Genomic DNA, 23879 nt, shown 5'->3' with positions numbered 1-23879 from the left:
AAGTCTAAATAAACAATCTTGAAAATTAAACCTAATTATCAATTCACATTATCTTTCTTATATCTATTAATAATCCTGTTTACTTTTTCTACTTATGCACAAGAGAGTAGAGATATCGAAGGACAGGTTATTAATGCAGAAACAAAAGAAGAAGTACCTTTTGCACTAGTCATGTTGACAAGTGACACCAAAGGTGTGATTACTGATATGCATGGAAAATTTAAGCTTAATTCTGTTCCATCTAAAGCTCAAATTAAAGTTTCTTGCACTGGCTATTTAGAGCAAATTATTGAAGTACCATCTCATCAATCTTCTTCATTTAAAATATCATTAGAAGAAGACCTTGTGAGCCTAGATGAAGTGGTTGTGAGAGGAGAAACGAAAGCACAAGAGATTGAAAAATCAGGTTTTGCAGTAGCTTCAATTGATACTAAAGATTTACAGATGCAATCTTTAGAGATTAACGAAATTCTAGATCAAACAGCGGGTTTAAGAGTTAGAAGAGATGGTGGATTAGGGTCTAGTACTCAAATTAATATCAATGGTCTTTCAGGTAATGCGGTAAGAATTTTTATTGATGGAATGCCAATGGAATCCTATGGTTCTTCTTATTCAATTAATAGTATTCCTGTTTCTTTAATAGAAAGGATTGATGTTTATAAGGGAGTGGTTCCTATTGAACTTGGAAATGATGCCATGGGTGGTGCTATTAATGTGATTACTAAAGATATCACTAACCAAGGACTAGAAGGAGGATCATTAAATGTGGCTTATTCTTATGGTTCTTTCAATACACATAGAGCAGATGTTAATGGATCCTTTAGAGATAAATCGGGTAAAACAGTTCGTTTATCAGCATTTTATAATTATTCTGATAATGATTATGAGGTATGGTCTGATGATATCAAAATAAAAGATTATAGAGAATTTTTACCTGATGGATCTAGAAATCCAGATTTTTTATCTGTAGTAAAAACAGGTGAAAGGGTAAAACGTTTTAATGATGCTTACAGTTCTTATGGTGCTAAAATTGATGTAGGGGTGACAGGAAAAAAATGGGCAGATCAGCTATTCTTTTCTATCAATGCATCAGAAGATTATAAGGAAAGTCAGCATGGAGCTAGAATGTTGACTCCATACGGAGAACGCTATTCTAGAGGTTGGACGGTAGCTCCTAGTGTAAATTATCAGAAGAAAGACTTTTTGATGAAAGGTTTTGACATTACTTCAAATGTACAATATGCTATTTCTCAAAGAGCGACTGTAGATACAACTACTAATAGATATGATTGGTATGGTAATCCAATTCCTCCAATAGGAGGAGTTACGCCTCTTCCTGGAGAAGGGAATAATTCAACTCTAAATCAAGATCAAAATAATAATCTGATTGCCCGTTTGTCTGGGGTATATAGCTTTAATGATCAACATCAAATTGGTTTTAATTACTCATACAATCAGTACAACAGATCGTCTGATGATCCGATGGCAGAAAGAGAACGCCGAGATTTTAATACTGCTAACATTGTGAACAAACAAATCACTGGGTTTACTTATCAAAACTCATTATTTAATGATAAGTTGAAAAGTTCAGTCTTTGTAAAGCATTACTATAACCGTTTAGAGCAAGAAAAAATTGAGTATACGGATAATGTTTTAGATACGATTTATAATGTTCGACCTGATGATAACTGGGGTTATGGAGCTACTTTATCCTATGAATTATCACCAAGAGTAAGATTGAATGCTTCTGCTGAACAAGCAGTAAGATTGGTGAATACGAATGAGGTTTTTGGTAATGCATCAAGGGAAATTTACGAATCAGCAGACCTACAACCTGAAAAGAGTTTTAATGTGAATTTGGGGAGTCAAATTAAATTAATTGAAAACTCTTCACATGACCTAAACATGAATACTAACTTCTTTTTTAGAGATACTTACGATAGAATCCGAAGTACAATTATTGAACAGAATGACCAAAGCTATACCATGTTTGAAAATATAGGACATGTAGTATCAAAAGGTGTTGAGCTTCAGTTTGATTATTCACTTCATGGAAAATGGAATTTCATGGTACAAGGTTATTACCTTGATTCTAGATTTATGGAAGAATTCAATGCCGAAGGAGTTAGAAATATTCATTATATGGCAAGGGAACCTAATATGCCTTACCTCACATTTAATGCGAGTGCTGGCAGAAGTTTTTCTTCATTATTTAATACAGGAGATAGACTTCAAGTAAGTTGGAACTTTGCCTACATTCACGAATTTCATTTTGATTGGGATGTTATAGGAGATCAAAATAAACCTATTATTCCCACTCAAGCATTACACGATATTAATGTATCGTATACCTTCTCAAAAAAGAGAGCTACAGTAAGTTTGGATTGTAAAAATATCTTTGACCAAATGGCCTTTGATAATTTTGGAGTACAAAAACCTGGACGATCTATTTTTGGAAAACTGACTTACAGAATTAATTAAACCTATTTAGTTTAAAATGAACAAAATTAAGTACTTTTTATTAGGTGCAATTGCATCTGCAATGATTGCTTGTAATTCTGAGGATACAACAACTCCTGAGAACAGTGACAAAGAAACTATTAAAGCGGATCATATAGTTGCCCGTTTTAACGATTCGGATACAGAAGTATATATTGCTCCTGCAGAAAGTTTAGAAGAAGGAAGTCTTACTTTCTTAAATAATGGATATCATTTAAATCCTGTAAGATCAGCTCGTGTATTTACAGATGATTTAGGATGGGTATATATGTTTGATTATGGTGGAGGCTATTTAAAAAAGTTAGCTTATAAAAATGATACTTATAACCTAGTAAGAGAGTTAGATATTGCTCCAGTAATGGGTGGTAATCCTCACGTAAGACCTTGGAAAATCAATGAGCAAACAATATTGATACATAATATTAATACAGCTGATATTGAAGACGAAGGAAATGGTATCACAAAAAAAGGAACTATGTATGTAACAAGAGTACAAATTCCTGAAGTAGTTATTTCAGAAATTATGGAAACTTGGGATGTACCTGTTACTGATTGGGATTTAACTGAAAAGGCATATGCTTACAGAGTAGATGCTCCAACTGTAATGAATGATAAAATTTACTATGGTGTTGGTCGTAGAGATATTGAAAATAATAGCTCTGAAAACTTAACTGGTATACATACTATAGTTTTGGATTATCCCACTTTAGAAAATCCAAAATACATTAGATCTGAACTAGGTAATGGAAACACAAATGGTTACAGAGGATTAAACATGGCCGAAATCAATGGTTATGTTTATCAAGCCAATGCTGTCACTAATGATACTGACCATACTGTTTTAGTTAGATTGAAAGATGGAAAATATGACAACGATTGGGTATTTGATATTTCAGCTGCTTATGGTCAACCTATCAGTACAAATAAATGGTATCATGTAGGTAATGGAATTATTTATATGTCTGTTGAATTTGGTGTAGATTCAGATCAATGGGGACTTCTTCGTTTAGATATTAATTCTAAAACGGTAGAAAAACTAGATGTACCAAATGGTGATATGTTTGCTTATCAAACTGCTAAAGTAAGAGATGGTAAGTTCTATATGGCAATAACTCCTACAGATAGAAGCATTACCCCTAAAGTTTATATTATTGATATAGCCTCTTCAGAAGTTTCTGAAGGTTTATTATTAGACGAAGGTAATATTAGAATAGAAGGTATTTTCTAAAAGAAAAGATATGAAGAGTAAAGGGACTATGTTTTTGATATAGTTCCTTTATTTTAAACTAAAATTAGAATGAAAAAAGGATATACTTTTAAACAACTTTGTGCAGACCTTCACCTTTGGTTAGGGGTAGCAACCAGTATTGTTTTAGTAATCGTGTGTTTTACTGGAACTGTATATACTTACGAAGCAGAAATTAAAGCTTACTATGATAGACATGTATCATCTATAGAAAATAATGATGGTGACAAAAAATCGGTAGATCAATTAGTGAAAACATTTTCTGAGGATAAGAAAGTATTTTCAATTAATATTCCCGCTGACGAAGAGAAAGCTTATGTTATTAACATGGCTACTCCAGAAGAAATAAAAGAAGCTCAAAATAGTAAAAAGAAAAGAAGGGGTATTGGTAAATACTATTATGTAGATCAATATAATGCAGAGGTTTTAGGTACACCTAATGAGAAAGTTAAAAAAGTAATGATGGGCTTCATGATGGTTCATCGTCATCTTGGATTAGGTTGGGATATCGGACGACCAATCGTAGGATGGTCTACCATAATATTTATTTTTATATCTCTTACAGGTTTTGTTTTATGGTTACCTAAAAAGGTGAAGCAATTAAAAGCAGGTCTTACATTTAAGAAAAATGCTGGTTGGAAAAGAATCAATTACGACCTTCATAATGTATTAGGTTTCTATAGCTTAATACTATTATTAATGATGGGAATTACCGGACCTTTTTGGTCTTTTGATTGGTATAGAACAGGTTTGAATAAAGCTTTAACAGGACAAGATAAATTTTCTAGAGGCGAAAGGCCCAAAGTAGATTCTGCTATTTTGAATCAACCTAAATCTGTGACTTATCAAGAAATTTTAGATAAGGCAAATAGCTATCTTGATTATAAAGGGGATGTCAGTATGAGTTTACCCTCAAAAAAATCGCCTTATGTAGCCATTAGAAAAACGAATAAAGCTTCTTTCTTTAGTTTACAGTATACAGATCAGGTATACTATAATGCTCAAAATGGTGAGTTGATAAAAGCAGAATTATTTAAAGATAAACCATTAGGTAAGCAATTAATGAGTTTGGTAAAAGCAATTCATTTAGGCTATGTATTTAATGGCTTTTCTAAGTTATTATATTTTATCTCTTGTTTGATTGCGACAACATTGCCTATTACAGGTTTGATCATTTGGATTAATAAACTGAAAAAGAAAAGGCAAAAGAAAAATAAGCAAAAAGGGGCAATAATGTCTGTTTAAGAGATTAAGTTAGAATTATCTCCTTTTTAAGGAAAGAAGGGCAATACCTCAGAAAGAAGTATTGCCCTTTTCTTTTCAATTAAACAATAGTTTAATTAGCATATTTTTCAAAAATCTTTTTATCCGCAACAAAAGTTCCGAAAGGTAAAAGAGATGCAATAAACGACCATAGGCTATTTTTGATACCCCATTTTTTATCAAAATGTACCTGAAGTACTAAATAGATATAAGCAATAAATAAGACTCCATGTCCCATACCTACTATTTTGTTAGGCATTCCCATATCAGCCATATATTTAAGTGGCATGCATATAAAAATGAGTAGTAAAAAGGAGATTCCTTCTAAGAAACCTACTATTCTTAATCCTTTGATTGATGTCATTCTGATATTAATTTAGTTTATATCTCAAACCCTACTACAGTAATATCGTCTACCTGTCCATAATGGAAATAGGAGATCCAATCTTCAAGAATCTCTTCAATTTTTTTACCTTGTTCAGGCATCGATAAATAACTAGTATCCCTAAGTAATTCTCTAAATCGTTTAGTCATGAACTTACGTTCGTCAATGCCTCCAATTTGATCTGGATACCCATCTGTAAATATGTAGAATTTATCCCCAATATTAACATCAATAACTGTAGTTTCATAAGAGAAAAGATCTTTTCTTACTAAACCACCTATCGATAACTTACATCCTTTTATAATTTCTATTTCACCATTATGTCTGATAATAATTAATGGTCTTTTAGCACCAGAGTAATAAATTTTTCTTTCTCTCAAATTGATTCTACATAACGACATATCCATACCGTCCTTATTTTGAGAATCATTTTGTTTCAAAGCATTTTCAATACCTTCATTCATATATTTAAGTACCTCTGCCGGGTTTGTTATTTTTCGATGTTCGATCACATCTCTCAATAATTCACTACCTAACATAGACATAAATCCACCTGGAACGCCGTGTCCAGTACAATCTACTGATGCGATAAAAAAGTCCTCTTTGTTCTCTAAATTATACGCCCAATAGAAATCTCCACTTACAATATCTTTAGGTTTAAATAAGACAAAATGATTTCTAAGAAATTTACTCAAGTATTGTTGTGTAGGCATCATCGCGTTTTGAATACGTTGTGCATAATTGATACTTTGAGTAATGTTTAAGTTCTTATGTTCGATAATTTTATTTTGCTCAAAAACAGTTTCCATAGTAGAATGTAACTCTTCATTTGTTGTGGCTAATTCGGAGTTCATTTCTTCTAATTCTAAGGTTCTATCTTTCACCTTTTGTTCTAGCTCACGGTTCTTTTGTTCAATAAGTGCTTTCTTTTCAAGCTCCTTTTTGGCTAAAGCTCTCCTTGCCTCATTAATTCTTTCTCCTAAACCTAATGAGAACAATGATAATTCTAAGACAACGCCAATTTCTGTAATATTAGCTGAGCTAAATATCCATAAATGTGTTGGTAATATTGCTAACATTTGAAGGATAGATATTCCCATACTTGAGATATAGAAAATACCTGCAATGAAGAAATATTTTCCAGCCATAGACTTTTTAGATACTCGGTATGCCAATACAATAATTGTAGTATAAGCTAAACTTGCAGTTATAAAGTTGTATACAATTGAGATTGTAGTAAAATCTAAAACATACAATAAAAAAGAGAGCAAAGAACCCACTTTCTGTATGTTGAATAAGGTATTTAACTTTGGATAATACTTATGAATTTTTAGATAAGATTGAGCAAAAAAGACATAGAATATCAAAGCAAAAATACCCGGTATATTTACTAATTGTTCTTGAAATGAAGCAGTAGGAAAGACATTCTCTGATAAAAAGCCCGATAACCCTAAACAGTAAATTGTAATAAAAATATTATAACCAACATAGTATGCGTACGTTTTGTCTTTTACAATTATCAATAAGAATAAATTGTAAAAAGTCATGATTAGCATAGCTCCTAAAAACAAGTAATGAAGCATATCTTGTGGAGCATTTATTTTTTCAAAAGCTTCACTTTTATAAACCGTAAATGGTAAAGCAGTAAACTGAAAATATGCTCCTTCTACATAAGTACCTTTAATAAAGACTTGTTTTTTTGAATTAGCAGGCAAAGAAAATTTTCCAAAAGAGAAACAACCTTCTTTGTATTTTTTGTTATCGTTATTCTCTAATATTCCACCTTTGTAAACATCATGATTCTCAGAATTAGGGATATAAAATTCTAAGTAATCGAATTCAGAACTACCTACATATACTTCTTGAGGATGATCTAACTCGTTTTTAATCACAAAAGATAACCAAACAGAAAAGTGTTCATTTGGTATCTCTAATGACGAAATACTTAAAAAATGTTCATCAAGATTATGCTCTAGAACATCCTCAGTTTTATATTCCTTATCAAAAGGAAGGTAAGTCATCTGTTCTTCAATATTAATTGATGTGAAATTTTCATCAATAATTATTTCGGGAGGAGGTGACTTTGCAAGTGTAGTATTGATAGAAAGACCTATCAGTAAAAGATGAAGTAATAACAATAGCTGTTTCATAGCTTGGTTGGTGTGTAGTCAAAAAAATTAATCTATTTCTAATTCCTCTTCTAAGGATTTAATAGTCCAATTGTCAGTAATAATTTTAATATTCTCAGGAGTATCTGAGATTGCTTTTGCTGTAAGTAACCCTGAAATAACGGCTCCTTCTACGAAACCGGCATTCATACCATTTTGAATCCAATCTCCAGTGATATATAAATTACTGAAGCCATTATCATTGGTTTTTAAACGATATTTAGAGCTATTTACGACCGAAAGAACATATCTTTCAGAAGGGTCTATGTTTACTCTTGTATAAATAGAACTTATTCTTTCTTCCCCTTTGCCATTTTGAAGGTCAACAAGGGCATCCCAATCAAATTCTCCTTTTTCATTGTAAAGGTTAGGAATAAGATGTTGAAGATATTTATCAATGTATATTTTGAGGTTTTCCTTCACTCTTTCCTGTTCTTTCTCTGGGAAATCATGAACATTAAATGGAGGAATATAATCTGCATCAGGAAAAACGCCACATGAATAAGCAACGTATTTAGGATCATGAGATTTAGGCCAATCTTCTTTGTCTAAAACCTGATTCATGGCACAAAAAGTATCTACAGGCTCTACATATGTAGATTGAAGTTTGTCTTCTTCGATACCTAACCCTTCTGCATCTTTATTGAACCAGTATTGATAAGCTTGAGTTTGTACCGTTCTCATGTTTTGTAGCATATCATACCATTTATCATTGGCATCAATTAATTCTGAAGCTACATGAGGTATTGTGGCTAGTGAGAAACCAAAAATTACTTCATCAAAGTCTTTGTCTTTATTTAAAATGAAAGTATCTCTATCTTCCCAATCTGCCCAACTAGACTCTAAATTGATATTTCGTTCTTGTAACTCTTTGGCTTCTTCATCAATAATTTGATCATAAACTGGATGAGAAGGCCAACAATCTAAACCTTTTACATTCAATAATGGATTATAATTATCGTCCTTTAAAGTAACTTGTTTACCAATGACAATTTTATCGATTGCTGAGTTATCTTCAGTAAGTGTGATATCTCTAACAGCATGGAAGAACTTAAACATGTCTGGTTTTTTACGTACCAAGTCTTCGTAAATTGGACCAAAGATCGTATCACCCATACCTGCATCCATTCTCCACACAATATTTTCTTTACATGTAAAACCTAATCTTAAGAATATATTTAAGATCGTTCCTGCTTCTACATTGGGTGTGTTAGGATTACCTTTTAAAAAGGCAAAAGGGCCATCGTACATGGCTCTAACAATAGGAGAACCTACAGTATGTTCCTCAGAAGCACCATGTTTTTGTAGCCAATCACCGTAATCAATGTCATTGATAGTCTCAAAGTCAAAATGTAGTTTACCATTTTTAACACTTAAGACTTTATCCTTAAGCATACCTGTAAAAAGGGTGGTTCCAAAGTCAACCGCAAGCCACGCACGCCTTGCAGTATTATTTTCTTCTACTAGATCACCTAGTAAATCCCAAATCCAGTTTTTGATTTTTCTCCAGCTTTCTAAAACTTCACTAACATCTCCCTCTTCTTTTAGATTAGTAGTCATTTTTTTGACCAAATTTCTAAAGATAGGTTGAATTCTAGCGATAATCTCATCATCTAAAGCATCCAATTCTTCTTCTAAATGATGGAAAAAGCGTTCTTTTATTTTTTGAACTTCTTGATCTGATTTTCCACTAAATAAACGAATAAAGAAGTCAATGATTTTTTGAAGCCAACCTTTATTTTTGATATGTGAAAGATGATCTTCAAGCCATTCTACTATATGATGTATGATGAAGTCTGATATTGCTTCCAACACTTCTTCAACAGAAGGAAGTTGACCATCACCTACTTTTCCGGGAAGTTGAGGGAAAGGGACTTTCCAATCGACCCATTTGTTATTTACATTTTCAGTAAATATGAAATAATCTTGTTTACTAAAAGCTTTTTCGAAAGTAGACATTGGTGCCTCTTTTGGACGATCAAGATTTTTATACACCTCTTTGATCATCTTGAAGGCATTCTCATAGAACCCCATCCATAAATGGAGGCCATGTTCTTCTATTCTGTAACCAATTTCAGGATTTACACCACTCGCACCTTTTCCACCAATTCTCCAACCTAATTGATATACAGTAATGTCATATTTTTCTTCCCAGTTTGGTTCTTGCATCAGTGTGTATACTGATGTCATAGCACTTAAACCTCCACCGAGTACTGCAATTCTTCTTGGCTTGCTTCCCATGATTCTTCTTCTTTAATTGGTTTATATTGTTTGAATAGTACGATGTAGATGATATCAATGACAAATGAAATCACACCTAAATTGATTAAGAATAAGGCATCAGGCCATTTAAAAATAGAGCCTAAGGTGATTACACCCGTACCAATACATTTAAGAATAGCTACTTTAAATGATAATCCTTTACCTCTTAAATTGGCATTAAATACCAATTGATATAGGTATAAACCTGACATGATTACGTTAATCATAAGGGCAGAAGTAACACCCAACGGGTTATCATCACCAACTTTACCAAAGGTCCAGACAGTGAAAAACCAAAATATTAATGCAATGATATAGGTATATCGAAACCTCTTCTTAAGTACAGGAAGAGGAAGTTGTTTATAACCAAATACTAAAATTGTGACATTGATAAACACATCTAAAAAGAACCAAAGACGTACTCCATAGATGAATGGTTTACCTAATTCTGGCTCAAACATAAATCCCCAAATAAACTCCCAAACCCAATTTCCAGGTCCTACCATTAAAGGCATTTCGTTTATTTTAAATTTTCTAACTCCTTTAAGAATTAGAATGTAAGCGGCAAACCAACTTACAAATCCAGTAAAAAATAAAACAAGTTCGAATTGAGTATATCCTAAAACATTAACTGCATGGTGGTACCAATTCGACATATAGTCAAAAAAATTCATAGCTGAGAAAAAGAGCTTTAGTAGTAAGTTTAAAGAATGAGATTATAAATAAAATACGAATACGTATAGTACCGAAATATATAAAACTATCATTTAATTAGTAGAATTTTTTTATTATTTCTACTTATTATCCAAATATTAATTTAAAAATTGAGGTATTAATATCTGTTTTATTCTTTTTCTTTCGTGAGAATAAATTATCATTGTATACAATTATCTACTTTAAATATCTCATTCTACATTATTTACTATGAAAAAGGCAAGCTTGTGGGGCGAATGCGATGCAATTTTAGGTGCAACAGCATATCCCAAAGATGAAGTAAAAAAGCTACTACCTCAAGAAATAGACTTAAGTGATCAAGATCTGACTTCAGCTCAAGAACATCCTGTAGTGTTTATGTTTAACACTCAGAAAATCCATATTTTCTTCAAGTTCTTTACAATGAGGTATTATGAAATGATTCCCCTCATTCCTTATGTTCATTTTAAGAATGATCCAAAGGTCAATTATCAAATGTCACCGATTTTATATGTTAGTAGTTTTTTGATTGTTTTGGGAGGTCAATTATTATGGCATATCAATAAAGTACTCGGTAAGTTTAAAGTGCCTCTACCGATTTCTGATTTTCCTAAAGTCAAGCATTATAAACAAAAGGTGTATAGAAAGCATATTGAAGCGATCGAGATGAGTGCTGAGGCAGATGGTCAAACAGGATCAATTGCTGATTTTCCAAACGCGGAGAAGTTAAGTCAGTTGTGGCATACAAATGCAATTGTGAATAATGATACTACTTTTTGGACTGCTCAATATGAAGTGGTTGATAAAGAAGTACAACCTGCAAAAGTTACAATTGATATTAAGGATATTGAAGGTCTAAGCAATAAAAACTTTTCAATACCTTCGGTTAAAAATAGTGTTTTAGGCGGTTTACGTTTAAAATTTGATTGGAAATTATGGTGGCCTAAAAAATACAATGCTATGTATTCTAAAGTTGCAGTGGAGGAAGAAGTATTAATGGATTAATACTACATCCGTTTAATCCAAATTGGAATTCGTGATAAAGAAAAAGGGTTAAAGGTGAATTGATTTCGCCTTTAACCCTTCTTTTATAAAGAAACTGATGGTTAATACCCTTGTTGAGAAAGTTCTTCTATCACTTCTTTATTAGTTTCATTTTCTAAAGCTTTACCAACTTTAGCACTAATACCTTCTACTTCCATTAAAGGACTAACTGCTTGATAAGCGGCAATTTTTGTACTCTTGCTACTTCCTTTGTTGGTAGCATATTTTAGAATAATATCAGCTGCTTTTTCTTTTTCTTCATCTGTTTTAAGTTTGATCACATAGCCAGTCATAGAACGGAACATGTATTGTCTGTATTGATCGTTCATTTCAGCTAGTTTTTTATCAAACCAATCTAATTTTTCAGGAACAGCTAAATCCGTATAGATAATTGAAAGAACAAAAACTAGGTTTGGATTTTTAGCATCCTCATATTCCTTCGCTTTAGCTAATATACTAGGACCTTCAATACTTGAAGCATGGTATAAAGCCGTAGCAATAACTTCATAAGAACTGTCGTTTAAAGCAATCTTAGCAGTTTTAATAAATTGATCATCAATAGTGCTTAATGTGTTCAGTGCATTCGACCTAACAGAAGCCTTTTTATCTTTGATGGCCATTGTTCTTACTTGCTTGATTACTTCTTGCATATCACCAGTTCCTTGATAGTCACTGAAAACATTAACAGCATGTTCTCTCACTCCCCAGAAATCATCTGATAAATATTCTTTTGCATCAGCAATAATAGAAGGATCAGAAGTAATGGCTTCACCTAATTTATCAATTGCTTCTATTTTGTGCATGATATGTTTTGCATACTTTGCTTGTACTTTGTAAGCACTTGATGTTTTAGAATGATTGAAGACACCAGGAATAATGTGTTCAGGATCAAAAATCACTACAGCAGGTGCATTTTCGAAAGAAAATTGGAAGGTTTCCACTTCTTTATTTACCGTAATGTTTCTTATTTCCCTTTTACCATCAGCCCAAATGAAGCTCACTTTTGTTGGTAAAGTATATATAGGAGTATACTCAGGGTCTTGTTCTTGTCTAATTAAAAGCTTTACAGTGCCATTGACAAAAGAGTCTTTGATAAATAAAGTTGGGTGACCAGATTTCATAAACCATTGATCAAAGAACCAATTTAAATCCTGACCAGTTACTTCTTCAAAAGCTAATCTTAAGTGAGCAATTTCTGCAGGCTTGAAAGCATTGTTTTTCAGATAAAGAGCAGCACCTTCAAAGAAAGCATCGTCGCCAATAGTATTTCTAAGAAGATTAAGAATATAACCACCTTTAGCATAAGAGTGACTATCAAACATATCTTCTTTATTCTGATAATGATAACGGATTAAAGGTTCTTGCTTGGTTTCCGCCTCATATAAATAACTTTCTAATTCAGATTGAATATTATAATCAGCTTCATCTTTACCTTGTTTGTGTTCTCTCCATAGGTATTCAGAATAATTGGCCCAAGACTCGTTTAATGGTAAGTTTGACCAAGACTCTGTTGTTACAAGGTCACCAAACCAATGATGGAAAAGTTCGTGTGCGATAATAAAATCCCAATCTTGATCTAGTTTTTCACGGTCTGTAATTTGAACAGATTCCATAAAAGTAGAAGCAGAGGTATTTTCCATTGCACCACTTACAAAATCACGAATAATGATTTGAGAATATTTATCCCAAGGGAAAGGGTAGTCAAAACGTTTAGAGAAATACTCCATCATCTCGGGGGTGTTACCAAATATTGTTCTGGCATATTTCTCGTAATCGGGCTCTACATAATAGCTCACTTCTTTTCCTCTCCATTCGTCTTTAACAATGGCAAAATCACCTACTGCCATCATAGTTAAATAAACAGAGTGTGGCAATTCTTGTTTCCAGTGATCTGTACGTGTTCCATCACTATTTTTTTGTTGACTTACGAGCTTACCGTTAGAAAGAGATACATATTTATTTTGAACCGTCATGTAAATATCTTGTTTCATTTTTACATTCGGGTGATCAAAAGTAGGGAACCAGCAAGAGTTTGCAGCAGTTTCTCCTTGTGTCCAGATCTGTTGAGGTTTTCCAATTTCATCTCCTTTTGGATTGATGAAATAGAGACCTTTATCTTCTGTAATTGCAGCAGAACCTTGTGTTTCTCTCTCATTTGGTTTAGCTGTATAATTTATATGGATATAAAGAATATCGTCTTTAGTATATTCTTTATTTAAAGCAATATGAATTTGTAGACTATCATAAGAATAGTCAAGATCACCCAGACCTTTACCATTTTGATTGACCAATTCGATCTTATGTAGATCAAAGTTTTTGGCATCAAGAATTACATCTTTTTGAGGATAAAAATAAGGTTGTAGCGTTAAAATTGCATCACCATTTAATCTTTGTTGTTCCCAATTAAAGCTAACTTTTAATTGAGAGTGTAATAATTTAAATGCTTGATCGTATGTTGCTTGATAAGGACCACCTTTTGATACCCATTCAGGAGTATCATTTTCCATTTCAGGAATATTTTCTTCTTGTGGTTCTGGGGCAGTATCAACTAAGTTAGGATTAACTTGTGCTTGGTCTTGAGCTACAGGCTGAGAAGTTTTACAAGATTGTAAAATAACAGCCGAACTAAATAAAAGGAGTACTCCCTTCTTTAAGTTTATCATCATCGGATGTATAATAGAATTCTAGGTAATGTTTATTTTAAAACGAGCGTGGACTAGAAATTAATATTTCATAGGGGCGATAGTTTTAATAAAAGATGAAAATACTTGAAATAATTGAGAGTATTCAAAGACAACATGAAAATCATAACTATTTTGATCAATGTGATAAAAAATCACGTATTTTATAATGATACCGTTCATTAATGTATGACAAAAACGTCCTTGTTTATAGATGAATCAAGATATTAATTGATGGAATTATCAAGAAATCTGACAATTTGTCGAGTTATCTTTTAATGGGACATTTATTGATGAGTGTCTATCAATAAAAAATAATAAGGTGGAGTTTGTTGAACTTTGGAAATTGTCTCTTAACTTCAATAGCTTAATCAAAAGACCTATTATTTGTCTTATAACTAGAAGAAATACATATCTTATTTATATATCATGGAAAAATTTAGATCAACCACCGTCCTTGCTATCAAAAAAGATGGTAAAGTGGCATTAGGAGCAGATGGACAAGCTACTTTTGGTAATACTGTAGCCAAAAGTAATGTGAAAAAGGTAAGAACTTTAATGGGAGGTAAAATCCTATGTGGTTTTGCAGGTTCTACTGCAGATGCCTTTACATTAATGGAGCGTTTTCAAGAAAAATTAAATGCTTTTGGTGAAAACAATATGAAAAGAGCTGCAATTGAGTTGGCGAAAGATTGGAGAACAGACCGTTACCTTAGAAAATTAGAAGCAATGATGATTGTTGCAGACATTAACGATGTACTAATTATTTCAGGAACAGGTGATGTGATTGAGCCAGATCATGATATTGCTGCTATTGGTTCAGGTAGTATGTATGCACAATCAGCTGCTTTGGCGCTTAAGAAGCATGCGCCTGATATGTCTGCAGAAGAAATGGTGAGAGAAGGATTAAGTATTGCTGCAGATATCTGTATTTATACTAACCATAATTTTGTAATCGAATCGGTGAAATAATTATTAGAATTATAATTACTTATACAAGATCTATGATTCGTTTTTCATTTTTAACTTTTCAATAAAAAAATCTTGATTAAGGAAAATACACCGATACAAGAAATAAAGAGCCCCATTCTGGATGAGAATGGGGTTCGTCTTTTTATTAAAAGAGACGATTTAACACATCCTGAGGTATCGGGAAATAAATGGAGGAAATTAAAGTACAATTTACTTCAAGCCAAAAAAGAAGGTTATCAAACAATTCTCACATTTGGAGGAGCTTATTCTAACCATATTCATGCTTTTGCTGCGGCAGGGAAGCTTTATGGGTTGAATACTATTGGAGTTATTAGAGGCGAGGAACATTTACCCTTAAACCCTACTTTAAAATTTGCGACGGAACAAGGTATGAAGTTGGTCTACATGGACCGTACATCATTTAGAAATTATAAAGAACAGATTCCGAGGTTGAAAAAAGAGTTAGGTGATTTTTATATGGCACCAATGGGAGGTTCTAATAGTTTTGCCTTAAAAGGAGTGGCTGAACTGGGAGAAGAAATCAATGCTTTTGATGAAAGAGTAGATTATGTTTGTGCTGCTTGCGGAACAGGAGGTACTTTGGCGGGCTTAATTACATCGTTAGATAGTGACACGAAAGTAATTGGGTTTCCTGCATTAAAAGGCGGAGAATTTTTGTACGATGATATCAAAGAGTTTATCAAAGAAAGCTTTGTGGAAGAAAAAGTTGATTGGACTTTAAATACCCATTATCATTTTGGGGGATATGCTAAGAAAAAACCAGAATTAATCGATTTTATGAATGAATTTCATCATAAACATCACATTGAATTAGAGAGAATATATACAGGTAAAATGATGTTTGGAGTAATAGACCTAATTAAAAAAGGATTCTTTGAAAAAGGAAAACACATTTTATGTCTACACTCAGGAGGATTACAAATAAACCGATAAAAGTGTTTAAAATAGGTATTGTTAAAAAGTGTATTAATTACATATAAAACTTGCTTTTTTGATAAAATTAACATATTTTAAAGTATAGAAAGTTGAAACAGAACTTACACGTAGATTAATAAAAATATATACCTAAAGCTATTTACGACACGTATAATAATATATTCTCAACCAAAAACATTACTACCATGAAACCAAAAGCCATCTGCACTGCATTACTGATATTGATGAGCAGTATGCTATTTGCACAAACCGATGAAATTAAAAAACTAAATGCTGAAGAGTATTCACAAGATGAATATTTAATTCTAGAAATGTTAGGACCTCAGTACACTATGAGCTTAGAGAAAACTATAAGTGAATTGAATTGGGGATTAGCAAGCCATATTGAAGACGAAGCGCTATTAGAAGAAACAACTAAAGTATCTGAAGTTTATGTCTACAGTGCCGAAGATTTTAGATTAGTTCACTATCATAATGGAGATGTTCATAACGTGGATTTGGATCAAATTGCTAAAAAAGCTGATTTGATCATGTCATCCGAAGGGACGTATTATTATGTTTTAAGAGATTAATTCGCCTAAACATATTATCATAACTCTTTAATTATTAAGGTAATCTGACACAGATTGCCTTTTTTAATTTAAAAAATTAAAATGAATACAAGATTTAAGGATGTTTATTTTAAATTTGTGGCATTAGCATACTACCTCCGTTTTTAAACGAAGTAATGTGTGAATAATATTAGATAGTGTACCACAAAAAATATACTGATGTCTTCAGTTAAAATCTTCTCCGCATCCGGAACAGAATATCTAGCCAGTAAAATCGCTCACGCATATGGTAAATCATTGGGTGACGTTGTTCTTCAACGATTCAGCGATGGCGAAATCTCAACTCACTTTAACGAATCTGTAAGAGGTTGTGATGTTTTCATCATTCAATCAACTTGTCCTCCTGCAGATAACTTATTGGAGTTATTATTACTTATTGATGCAGCTAAAAGAGCTTCGGCTTCTACAGTAACGGTTTTATTACCTTACTTTGGATATGCTCGTCAAGACAGAAAAGATAAGCCAAGAGTTGGTATTGGAGCAAAATTGATTGCTAATTTATTAACTGCTTCTGGTGCTACACGTGTGGTCACTTGCGAACTTCACGCAGACCAAATTCAAGGTTTCTTTGATATTCCAGTAGTTCACCTACAGTCTTCACCTATTTTTGTACCTTATATCGAAAGCTTAGGCTTAGAGAACTTAACTTTTGCTTCTCCTGATGTTGGAGGTGCTAAAAGAGCAAGATCTTATGCAAAACACTTCAAAGCAGATATCGTTATGTGTGATAAACACAGAGAAAGAGCAAATGAAGTAGCTTCTATGCAAGTAATCGGTGATGTTGAAGGTAAAGATGTTATCCTTATCGACGACTTGGCTGATACAGCAGGTACACTTTGTAATGCAGCTGAAATCATTATGGAAAAAGGAGCGAAATCTGTGAGAGCTATTTGTACTCATGGTGTTCTTTCTGGTCCTGCATATGATAGAGTAGCAGCATCTTGTTTAGAAGAATTAGTGGTAACAGATACTCTTCCTGTAGAAAACAGAGAGAAAATTCATATCTTATCTGTTGCGGAGCTTTTTGCTAAAGCAATTAGAAAGATTCAAGATCACGAATCAATTAGTTCTTTATTCATCTAGAATAACGAATTACAGACTATAAATTAGGCTATTTACTAACTTAACTTGTTGGTAAATAGCCTTTTTGTTGTTAATAAGTTTCGACAATACTTTTTAAGTTCAAGAATAATTTAGTACTTTTGCACGCTGATTTTTCTTTATTGAAGAATCTAAGTAACATGTTTTGGGATGGGGTCTACTTTCGAGTAAGGGAGGATCAAGTACCAAAGCGTTTATAACATGTTTTACTTTATAATTAAAAAAGACGATGAAAACTGTAGAAATCATTGGTTACAAGCGTGAGACTTTAGGTAAAAAAGCAGCTAAAGATTTGAGAGCGGAAGGTTTAGCTCCATGTGTAATTTACGGTGGAGAGGAGCCAATTCACTTCGCAGTACCAATGTACTTGTTCAAAGACATTATCTATACTCCAGAAGTATGTTTCGTAAACATCAATATTGAAGGTGTAGAGAAAAAAGCGATCTTACAAGACTACCAATTACACCCTATTTCAGAGGTGATCTTACACGTTGACTTCTTAGAATTAAATGATTCTAAAGAAATCAAAATGGAAGTTCCTGTGAAATTCGTAGGTTCTTCTCCAGGTATGCTAACTGGTGGTAAGTTAGTTGCTAAACTTAGAAAAATCAAAGTTAAAGCACTTCCTGCTAACATGCCTGAAAACGTTGAAGTATCTATCCAAGGTTTAGAATTGGGTCAATCAGTTCGTGTTGGAGCTATCGAAGCAAAAGATTACGAAATCCTTTATCACGATTCAGTTACAGTTGGTTCAATTGCTATTCCAAGAGCGTTACGTTCAGCAATGGATTCAGCAGACGAATCTGCAGAATAATTATAACCTATGTTATAATAAAGAGAGGTATTCCTTGTGGATACCTCTTTTTTTTATGCTGAATTTCCTACTAACCTGAGTTCAATAAAAAATATTAGATACATAAAGTGTTGTATTCCTCAGATTTAGATAAAATATTTCGATAACTGAGAATAATTCATTAAAATGAAGATTCATTCAATTATTATCTCATTACAAAGTGGAAGGCACCCAATTTTACCTCACCTTAGAAGAAGGAAACATAGAATGTTTAGAGTTTGGCCATGGAGAACAGTTGTTGATTTGTATTCACGGTTTTAGTGATAATGCATCATTGTTTCGACATATTGCTCCAGCATGGGTAAAAACACATACCATGGTCGCCTTTTCTTTGCCTTTTCATGGAGAAACTGAATGGATTCCATCAAGATTTTCTTCTAGAAATATTCATCGTATTATTCGACTCATTCTACAGAAATATAATAAGGAGAGATTTAGTCTTTTAGGCTATAGTATGGGAGGGAAGATCAGTTTATATTGTTATCAACGTTATTTTTCTCATAAAATTGATCGATTGATTTTATGTGCCTCAGATGGTTTAAAAACACATACTTTATATGATGTATCAAAATTACCTAGATGGTATATCGAATTAATGATGGTTTTAATGAGATTTCCCAAAGTAATGTTTAAGCTTGTAGGTTTTATTTATAGACGGGGGTGGTTGTCTAAGTTTTTATACGACTTTTTTGTCAATCATTTTGAAACAAAAAAACAAAGAAGAAGATTTTTTGGGGTAGCGACCTCTTCAAGGTTCATGAAGCCAGATTTATCAGAAATTATTCAATCTTTAAATGAACAGAATATCCCTGTAGAAATGTATTTTGGAGAAAGAGATGAGGTGATTATTATGGATGGAGCTATTCAGTTTTCATCAAAGCTTAACAATGTAAAGTTTCATCAATTGCCCAAGGGCCATTTATTAATAGATGAAGACCTTTGTGAATTGATGAAAATCGAGAATAAACAAGCAGTATAATCAGGCTTATTTTCTAAATCGATAAGTAGCTTTAAGCATAAACACATCATTTGCTGGTGCACTAAACACATTGTCTACAATTTCATCTAAAGAAAATTCTCTAAAAGGTTCTTGAAGACCATTTCTACCTTGAGACCATACAGCAAAGAAGGTACAGCCAGGAATGTACTCCCATCTTAAAACAAGATTAGAGTTAAACTCAACTACATCAAAATCAGGTTTACCAAAATTATAATTTCCTCCTTGAGAATCAATTACTGTATATTCTTCAGTGGTTGAATTATATGAAATTTCATCACTTGTAAACTGGTGAAAACGATCATTGTAGTTACTTGCCTTTGCTTGTTCTACTCTTTTAAAATCATAGTAGTCACCTTTTGATGCAAAAGGTTGAGCATAATATTGAATAGAAAGGTTAGGCCTTAATATCAGATTAGCTCTTATTGTTACCCCAGTGGTATGTTGTTCAATTCTTGAAAGGATATAATTATTTCCTCGACCATTTTCTTCCGTCGTTACGTATTGTAAATGATCAGAATTATAAGAGAAAAAAGGATTGATAGATAATTCGATCGCATTTATTGGGCGATAATTAAGGCCTACCCATGCATCGAAGTTTTCACCGGCATCGAACTGTGTAAACTTGTATTCGTTCCCAAAGTAAAAGGATAGCTTTTTACGATCATCACTTCCAATATTCCACCATACTTCTTCACGATTTGGATTTAGAAAGGCAGGGCCACCTCTTAACTTAAAGTTATTAAGTCTTTGTCTTTGTATAGACCCTCCCGTTTCAAACCTCCAAAAGTTTTGGAATTGAAAATCTACGCCACCATGTAATCCTAAATAGGTAATGTTACCACCATAATCGAAATAAAGGTATTGTCTTAAAGCGGCATTAATGTCTCTAAAAATTCCAACAGGTTGTAATGTTTGATAAGAAACTCGTGACCATTGATCCATTAAGTCAGCATGGTTCATAAAACCAACATCATTAATTTCAAATTGTGGCGACCTCCATGTTCCTCCAATTTCATATCTAACAGGAGAACCGCCTCCACGGCCAAATTTTAAATAGCCTCCTGTTCCGGTAAGAGAGGTTGCTGTTGAGTCTACAGAAACATAATCGGCATCAGGTCTTTGGAAAAAGTGTTTGGCAGACCTCTGTGTATTAGTGATAGCTTCTGTTTCTCCTTCTACATGACTCATCATTACATTACCTTGAATGTAATAAGCTCTGTCTTTCCATTGATGGAGAAAATCGACACCACCAGAGTAAGCATTTTTATGTAAGTAGTTTAGGTGATTATCACTGATACTTCTATTGGTAGAGGTAAAAGCAACGCCGATAACAGAGTTACCTTGATTAATATCCTGAGTTGCTCTTCCAACAAGGTAACTTGTAAATGGTTCTACAGTTTTTTTCGACTTTTCGCCATTTGTATCTATTTCAGCAGAAGTTTGTGCAGTAAAATTTTGCATCACACCAAAAGCAAATCCCTTTTTATTTTTTCCTGTGAGTTTGTAAGCACCTAAAATAGGTACAGAATTCGGTTGATCTAGGTATTGACCATCTTCAATATTAGGGTGATAACTTGGAGATTTACCAATACGTCTTGTGTAAATCAGATTGTCTCTTGAAAAACTTCCTCCAGCTCTTGATCGAGTTGCATTGAATGAAAGTGTGTTTCTTCCTTCAATAAAAAAAGGTCTTCGTTCTTGAAGAAAAATTTCAAATGTGGATAAGTTTAATTGGGAAGGGTCAGCTTCAACTTGACCAAAATCAGGGTTTATAGTAAAATCAAAAGTAATGTCTGAGGTAATACCAATCTTACCATCAACACCGGCATTAATACTATACTCTGATCCTGTTTTATATGGATTACCCTCTTCTTTGGGTCCTCTATCATTTCTAGCTAAAACATAAGGAGCTACTTCGAGTTGCTTTTGAGGTTTGATACCTACAAGTCCTGTAAGTTCCCCAAAATTATGTACCCAACCAGGGGCATCTCTAGGTATATATTGCCAATAGGAACGTTCATTTTTTCTAAAGAGACGTCGTGTTACTTGTAATCCCCATGTGAGGTGATCGTTATTGGTAAATCTTAATTGAGAGAGAGGAATTTGTATTTCAGCATTCCAACCCTCATTATCTACGGTTGTCTTAGCCCACCAAATAGGGTCCCAACTTTGATCCCAATTGTTACCATCTAAACTAATTGCTTCGTCTCCAATAACGCCTGAAACACTTACAGTAAATGAAAATGCGTTAGTAAGGTCATGGTAGGAATCAATATTAACTTCAACAAAATCTCCTTCAAAACCATCTCTACGAGACATTCTTTTTACTATACTATCAGGTGCTGTATCGAACGCTCTAATGGCAAAATAGATGTATTTCTCATCATAGGTTACTTTGAAAGCTGTTTTTTGAGATGGTGGAGCACCATCAATAGGTTGTCGTTGAGTGAAATCAGAAGCCCATTCAACATTATTCCACGCATCATCATCAAAAACACCATCTATTGTAATGTTATTGTCGCCTTTAGGTGCGGTGGTATATAGCCTTTTTTCTTCTTTTGATTGTTGACTGAGGAGAATAAAAGGTGATAAAAGTAGGAGCGTAGTGAAGTAGAGTCTCAATGGAAAGTCTGAATTTGGTATGTAGAAAGTGAGTAGCTGGATAATTGTCGATGAAAAAATCCATGACAAAAATAACAGATTAGTTCAGAAAAGTCATGTTAATGCAGAAAAAATAGTACTAGCGACTATCAAAATAAACGTTCTGAAAATGATCAATTAGAAGAAGTTGTGTACTATGATAAAAAGGAATTAACCTAACTTATCTTGAAAAAATAAATAAGCTAAAGCGATGGCTGAAATTATACCTGCTATATCAGCAATTAGTCCGCAAGTAATAGCATAACGTGTCTTTTTAATATTTACAGATCCAAAATAAACCGCAATGATATAGAAAGTAGTATCCGTTGCTCCTTGCATCATAGAAGAAAGAATTCCAGCAAAAGAATCTACTCCTTTAGCTTCTATAATTTCTAGCATAGCTCCTCTAGCACCACTACCGCTGAGTGGCTTCATAAATGCAACAGGAAGTGCATCAACAAAGGCTGCATCTAATCCCATAAAATTGTGGATACCGTATTTTATAGCACTAATAACCATATCCATCGCACCAGAAGCTCTAAACATACCAATAGCCACCAAAATAGCGACTAAGTAAGGGATAATAGTCACGGCTGTTTTAAATCCTTCTTTAGCACCTTCAATAAATGCGTCGTAGGCATTAATTTTTTTAAAAGCGGCTAATCCAACAAAAGAAGTGATAATAAAGAGAAGAATAAAGTTACCAGCAACAGAAGAAACTGTTTTGGTTTGAGCAGGATCAAGATTATAAAATAGATATATTGTACCAGCAATTAATATAATTAATCCTCCAAGGTAAGCCACGATCACTTTATCGAATAAATTTATCTTTTGATAAAGAGCGACTACTAATAATCCTATTACTGATGAAATACTTGTAGCCAATAAAATAGGTATAAAAACATCGGTAGGATTTTCTGCTCCAAATTGAGAGCGATACATCATTACAGTAATAGGTATTAACGTAAGCCCTGAGGTGTTTAATACCAAAAACATGATCATCGGATTTGATGCGGTATCTTTTTCTGTGTTCAGTTCTTGTAACTCTTTCATGGCTTTTAATCCAAGGGGAGTTGCAGCATTGTCCAAGCCAAGCATATTTGCAGAAAAATTCATCATCATCGAAGATATGGCAGGATGATTTTTAGGAACATCTGGGAATATTCTAGAAAAGAAAGGACCGACTAATTTTGCCATAACATTTACAGCTCCGCCTTTCTCTCCAACATTCATTAGACCCATCCATAAAGCAAGAGTACCTGTTAGTCCAATAGATATATCAAAAGCTGTTTTAGACATATCAAAAGTACTTTCAATAATGAGTTGAAATGAGGATGCGTCATGTAAAAAGATCCATTTAATAAGTGCTACAACAAATGCACAAAGAATAAAAAAAATCCAAATATAATTTAGTGCCATACCTTTTTATAATACTTAGTTTTTATTCTGAACTAACATCATCAAAACTTTTTTAAATTGATCCTTTCTTGTGCATACGATTGCA

Annotated in this window: 17 protein-coding genes; 10 read left to right on the top strand and 7 right to left on the bottom strand. The window is 33.1% G+C overall.

All coding sequences use genetic code 11. The features are described 5' to 3' along the window. The first annotated feature begins 18 nt into the window (after nt 1-18). The 3 genes from NH26_RS13215 to NH26_RS13205 all read left to right on the top strand — a co-directional run bounded on the left by NH26_RS13215 (nt 19) and on the right by NH26_RS13205 (nt 4990). Nucleotides 19-2481: a TonB-dependent receptor gene (locus tag NH26_RS13215; RefSeq protein ID WP_044225585.1), complete on the top strand. Its 2463-nt coding sequence runs from the start codon at nt 19-21 to the stop codon at nt 2479-2481. Between the two features lie 16 nt (nt 2482-2497). Next, nucleotides 2498-3727, top strand: coding sequence for a hypothetical protein (locus NH26_RS13210; RefSeq protein WP_044225588.1), 1230 nt, complete (start codon nt 2498-2500; stop codon nt 3725-3727). A 69-nt stretch (nt 3728-3796) separates the two neighbouring features. Further along, nucleotides 3797-4990, top strand: a complete 1194-nt coding sequence (locus NH26_RS13205; RefSeq protein ID WP_044225591.1) for a PepSY-associated TM helix domain-containing protein — start codon at nt 3797-3799, stop codon at nt 4988-4990. Nucleotides 4991-5081: 91 nt separating this feature from the next. On the opposite strand, the gene NH26_RS13200 is transcribed toward NH26_RS13205, so the two are convergent. The 4 genes from NH26_RS13200 to NH26_RS13185 are packed head-to-tail and all read right to left on the bottom strand — an operon-like array spanning nt 5082 to nt 10479. After that, on the bottom strand, nt 5082-5372 hold the full coding sequence (locus NH26_RS13200) for a DUF3817 domain-containing protein (protein ID WP_044225595.1): 291 nt from the start codon (nt 5370-5372) through the stop codon (nt 5082-5084). 17 nt (nt 5373-5389) lie between these two features. Then, complete coding sequence (locus NH26_RS13195; protein ID WP_044225599.1) at nt 5390-7543, bottom strand: 7TM diverse intracellular signaling domain-containing protein; 2154 nt, start codon at nt 7541-7543, stop codon at nt 5390-5392. A gap of 27 nt (nt 7544-7570) precedes the next feature. Further along, nucleotides 7571-9802 (bottom strand): NAD(P)-binding protein, encoded by a 2232-nt coding sequence (locus NH26_RS13190; RefSeq protein ID WP_044225600.1) that lies wholly within the window; start codon nt 9800-9802, stop codon nt 7571-7573. Beyond that, on the bottom strand, nt 9757-10479 hold the full coding sequence (locus NH26_RS13185; protein WP_044225603.1) for a transmembrane-type terpene cyclase: 723 nt from the start codon (nt 10477-10479) through the stop codon (nt 9757-9759). Before NH26_RS13185 ends, NH26_RS13190 begins: the two co-directional genes overlap by 46 nt. 268 nt (nt 10480-10747) lie before the next feature. Here NH26_RS13185 and NH26_RS13180 point away from each other — a divergent pair, with 268 nt between their 5' ends. Beyond that, on the top strand, nt 10748-11521 hold the full coding sequence (locus tag NH26_RS13180) for a hypothetical protein (protein WP_044225608.1): 774 nt from the start codon (nt 10748-10750) through the stop codon (nt 11519-11521). A gap of 101 nt (nt 11522-11622) precedes the next feature. On the opposite strand, the gene NH26_RS13175 is transcribed toward NH26_RS13180, so the two are convergent. Then, nucleotides 11623-14223: a M1 family metallopeptidase gene (locus NH26_RS13175; RefSeq protein WP_071397169.1), complete on the bottom strand. Its 2601-nt coding sequence runs from the start codon at nt 14221-14223 to the stop codon at nt 11623-11625. A 447-nt stretch (nt 14224-14670) separates the two neighbouring features. On the opposite strand from NH26_RS13175, the gene hslV reads away from it, so the two are divergent. The 6 genes from hslV to NH26_RS13145 all read left to right on the top strand — a co-directional run bounded on the left by hslV (nt 14671) and on the right by NH26_RS13145 (nt 19714). Further along, a complete protein-coding gene (gene hslV / locus NH26_RS13170; protein WP_044225611.1) occupies nt 14671-15213 on the top strand; it encodes an ATP-dependent protease subunit HslV in 543 nt (180 codons plus the stop codon). A gap of 72 nt (nt 15214-15285) precedes the next feature. Then, a complete protein-coding gene (locus NH26_RS13165) occupies nt 15286-16167 on the top strand; it encodes a 1-aminocyclopropane-1-carboxylate deaminase/D-cysteine desulfhydrase (protein WP_242427328.1) in 882 nt (293 codons plus the stop codon). A gap of 188 nt (nt 16168-16355) precedes the next feature. Then, nucleotides 16356-16742 (top strand): hypothetical protein, encoded by a 387-nt coding sequence (locus NH26_RS13160; RefSeq protein WP_139263049.1) that lies wholly within the window; start codon nt 16356-16358, stop codon nt 16740-16742. A gap of 198 nt (nt 16743-16940) precedes the next feature. Then, nucleotides 16941-17864, top strand: coding sequence for a ribose-phosphate pyrophosphokinase (locus tag NH26_RS13155; protein ID WP_044225619.1), 924 nt, complete (start codon nt 16941-16943; stop codon nt 17862-17864). 247 nt (nt 17865-18111) lie between these two features. Continuing rightward, nucleotides 18112-18696, top strand: coding sequence for a 50S ribosomal protein L25/general stress protein Ctc (locus tag NH26_RS13150; protein ID WP_044225622.1), 585 nt, complete (start codon nt 18112-18114; stop codon nt 18694-18696). Between the two features lie 199 nt (nt 18697-18895). Beyond that, the gene (locus NH26_RS13145) at nt 18896-19714 is read left to right on the top strand and encodes an alpha/beta fold hydrolase (RefSeq protein WP_044225625.1); all 819 of its coding nucleotides are present in this window, start codon (nt 18896-18898) and stop codon (nt 19712-19714) included. A gap of 6 nt (nt 19715-19720) precedes the next feature. Here NH26_RS13145 and NH26_RS13140 read toward each other — a convergent pair whose 3' ends face one another. Together NH26_RS13140 and NH26_RS13135 are read right to left on the bottom strand one after the other, a co-directional pair. Next, entirely contained in the window at nt 19721-22357 is a 2637-nt protein-coding gene (locus NH26_RS13140; protein ID WP_044225627.1) for a DUF5916 domain-containing protein, read from the bottom strand. A gap of 189 nt (nt 22358-22546) precedes the next feature. Further along, entirely contained in the window at nt 22547-23794 is a 1248-nt protein-coding gene (locus NH26_RS13135; protein WP_044225630.1) for a nucleoside recognition domain-containing protein, read from the bottom strand. Nucleotides 23795-23879 lie beyond the last annotated feature (85 nt).

Origin of the sequence: Flammeovirga pacifica (assembly GCF_000807855.2) — a bacterium.
Taxonomy (GTDB): domain Bacteria; phylum Bacteroidota; class Bacteroidia; order Cytophagales; family Flammeovirgaceae; genus Flammeovirga; species Flammeovirga pacifica.
This window is presented reverse-complemented; position numbering and strand designations above follow the sequence as displayed.

What these genes read in the sequence shown, in the direction of transcription:
- NH26_RS13160 (WP_139263049.1), top strand. Translation starts at nt 16,356, where the DNA reads ATGAAACCAAAAGCCATCTGCACTGCATTACTGATATTGATGAGCAGT.
- NH26_RS13175 (WP_071397169.1), bottom strand. Translation starts at nt 14,223, where the DNA reads ATGATAAACTTAAAGAAGGGAGTACTCCTTTTATTTAGTTCGGCTGTT.
- NH26_RS13180 (WP_044225608.1), top strand. Translation starts at nt 10,748, where the DNA reads ATGAAAAAGGCAAGCTTGTGGGGCGAATGCGATGCAATTTTAGGTGCA.
- NH26_RS13210 (WP_044225588.1), top strand. Translation starts at nt 2,498, where the DNA reads ATGAACAAAATTAAGTACTTTTTATTAGGTGCAATTGCATCTGCAATG.
- NH26_RS13200 (WP_044225595.1), bottom strand. Translation starts at nt 5,372, where the DNA reads ATGACATCAATCAAAGGATTAAGAATAGTAGGTTTCTTAGAAGGAATC.
- hslV (WP_044225611.1), top strand. Translation starts at nt 14,671, where the DNA reads ATGGAAAAATTTAGATCAACCACCGTCCTTGCTATCAAAAAAGATGGT.
- NH26_RS13205 (WP_044225591.1), top strand. Translation starts at nt 3,797, where the DNA reads ATGAAAAAAGGATATACTTTTAAACAACTTTGTGCAGACCTTCACCTT.
- NH26_RS13195 (WP_044225599.1), bottom strand. Translation starts at nt 7,543, where the DNA reads ATGAAACAGCTATTGTTATTACTTCATCTTTTACTGATAGGTCTTTCT.
- NH26_RS13190 (WP_044225600.1), bottom strand. Translation starts at nt 9,802, where the DNA reads ATGGGAAGCAAGCCAAGAAGAATTGCAGTACTCGGTGGAGGTTTAAGT.
- NH26_RS13135 (WP_044225630.1), bottom strand. Translation starts at nt 23,794, where the DNA reads ATGGCACTAAATTATATTTGGATTTTTTTTATTCTTTGTGCATTTGTT.
- NH26_RS13185 (WP_044225603.1), bottom strand. Translation starts at nt 10,479, where the DNA reads ATGTCGAATTGGTACCACCATGCAGTTAATGTTTTAGGATATACTCAA.
- NH26_RS13150 (WP_044225622.1), top strand. Translation starts at nt 18,112, where the DNA reads ATGAAAACTGTAGAAATCATTGGTTACAAGCGTGAGACTTTAGGTAAA.
- NH26_RS13155 (WP_044225619.1), top strand. Translation starts at nt 16,941, where the DNA reads ATGTCTTCAGTTAAAATCTTCTCCGCATCCGGAACAGAATATCTAGCC.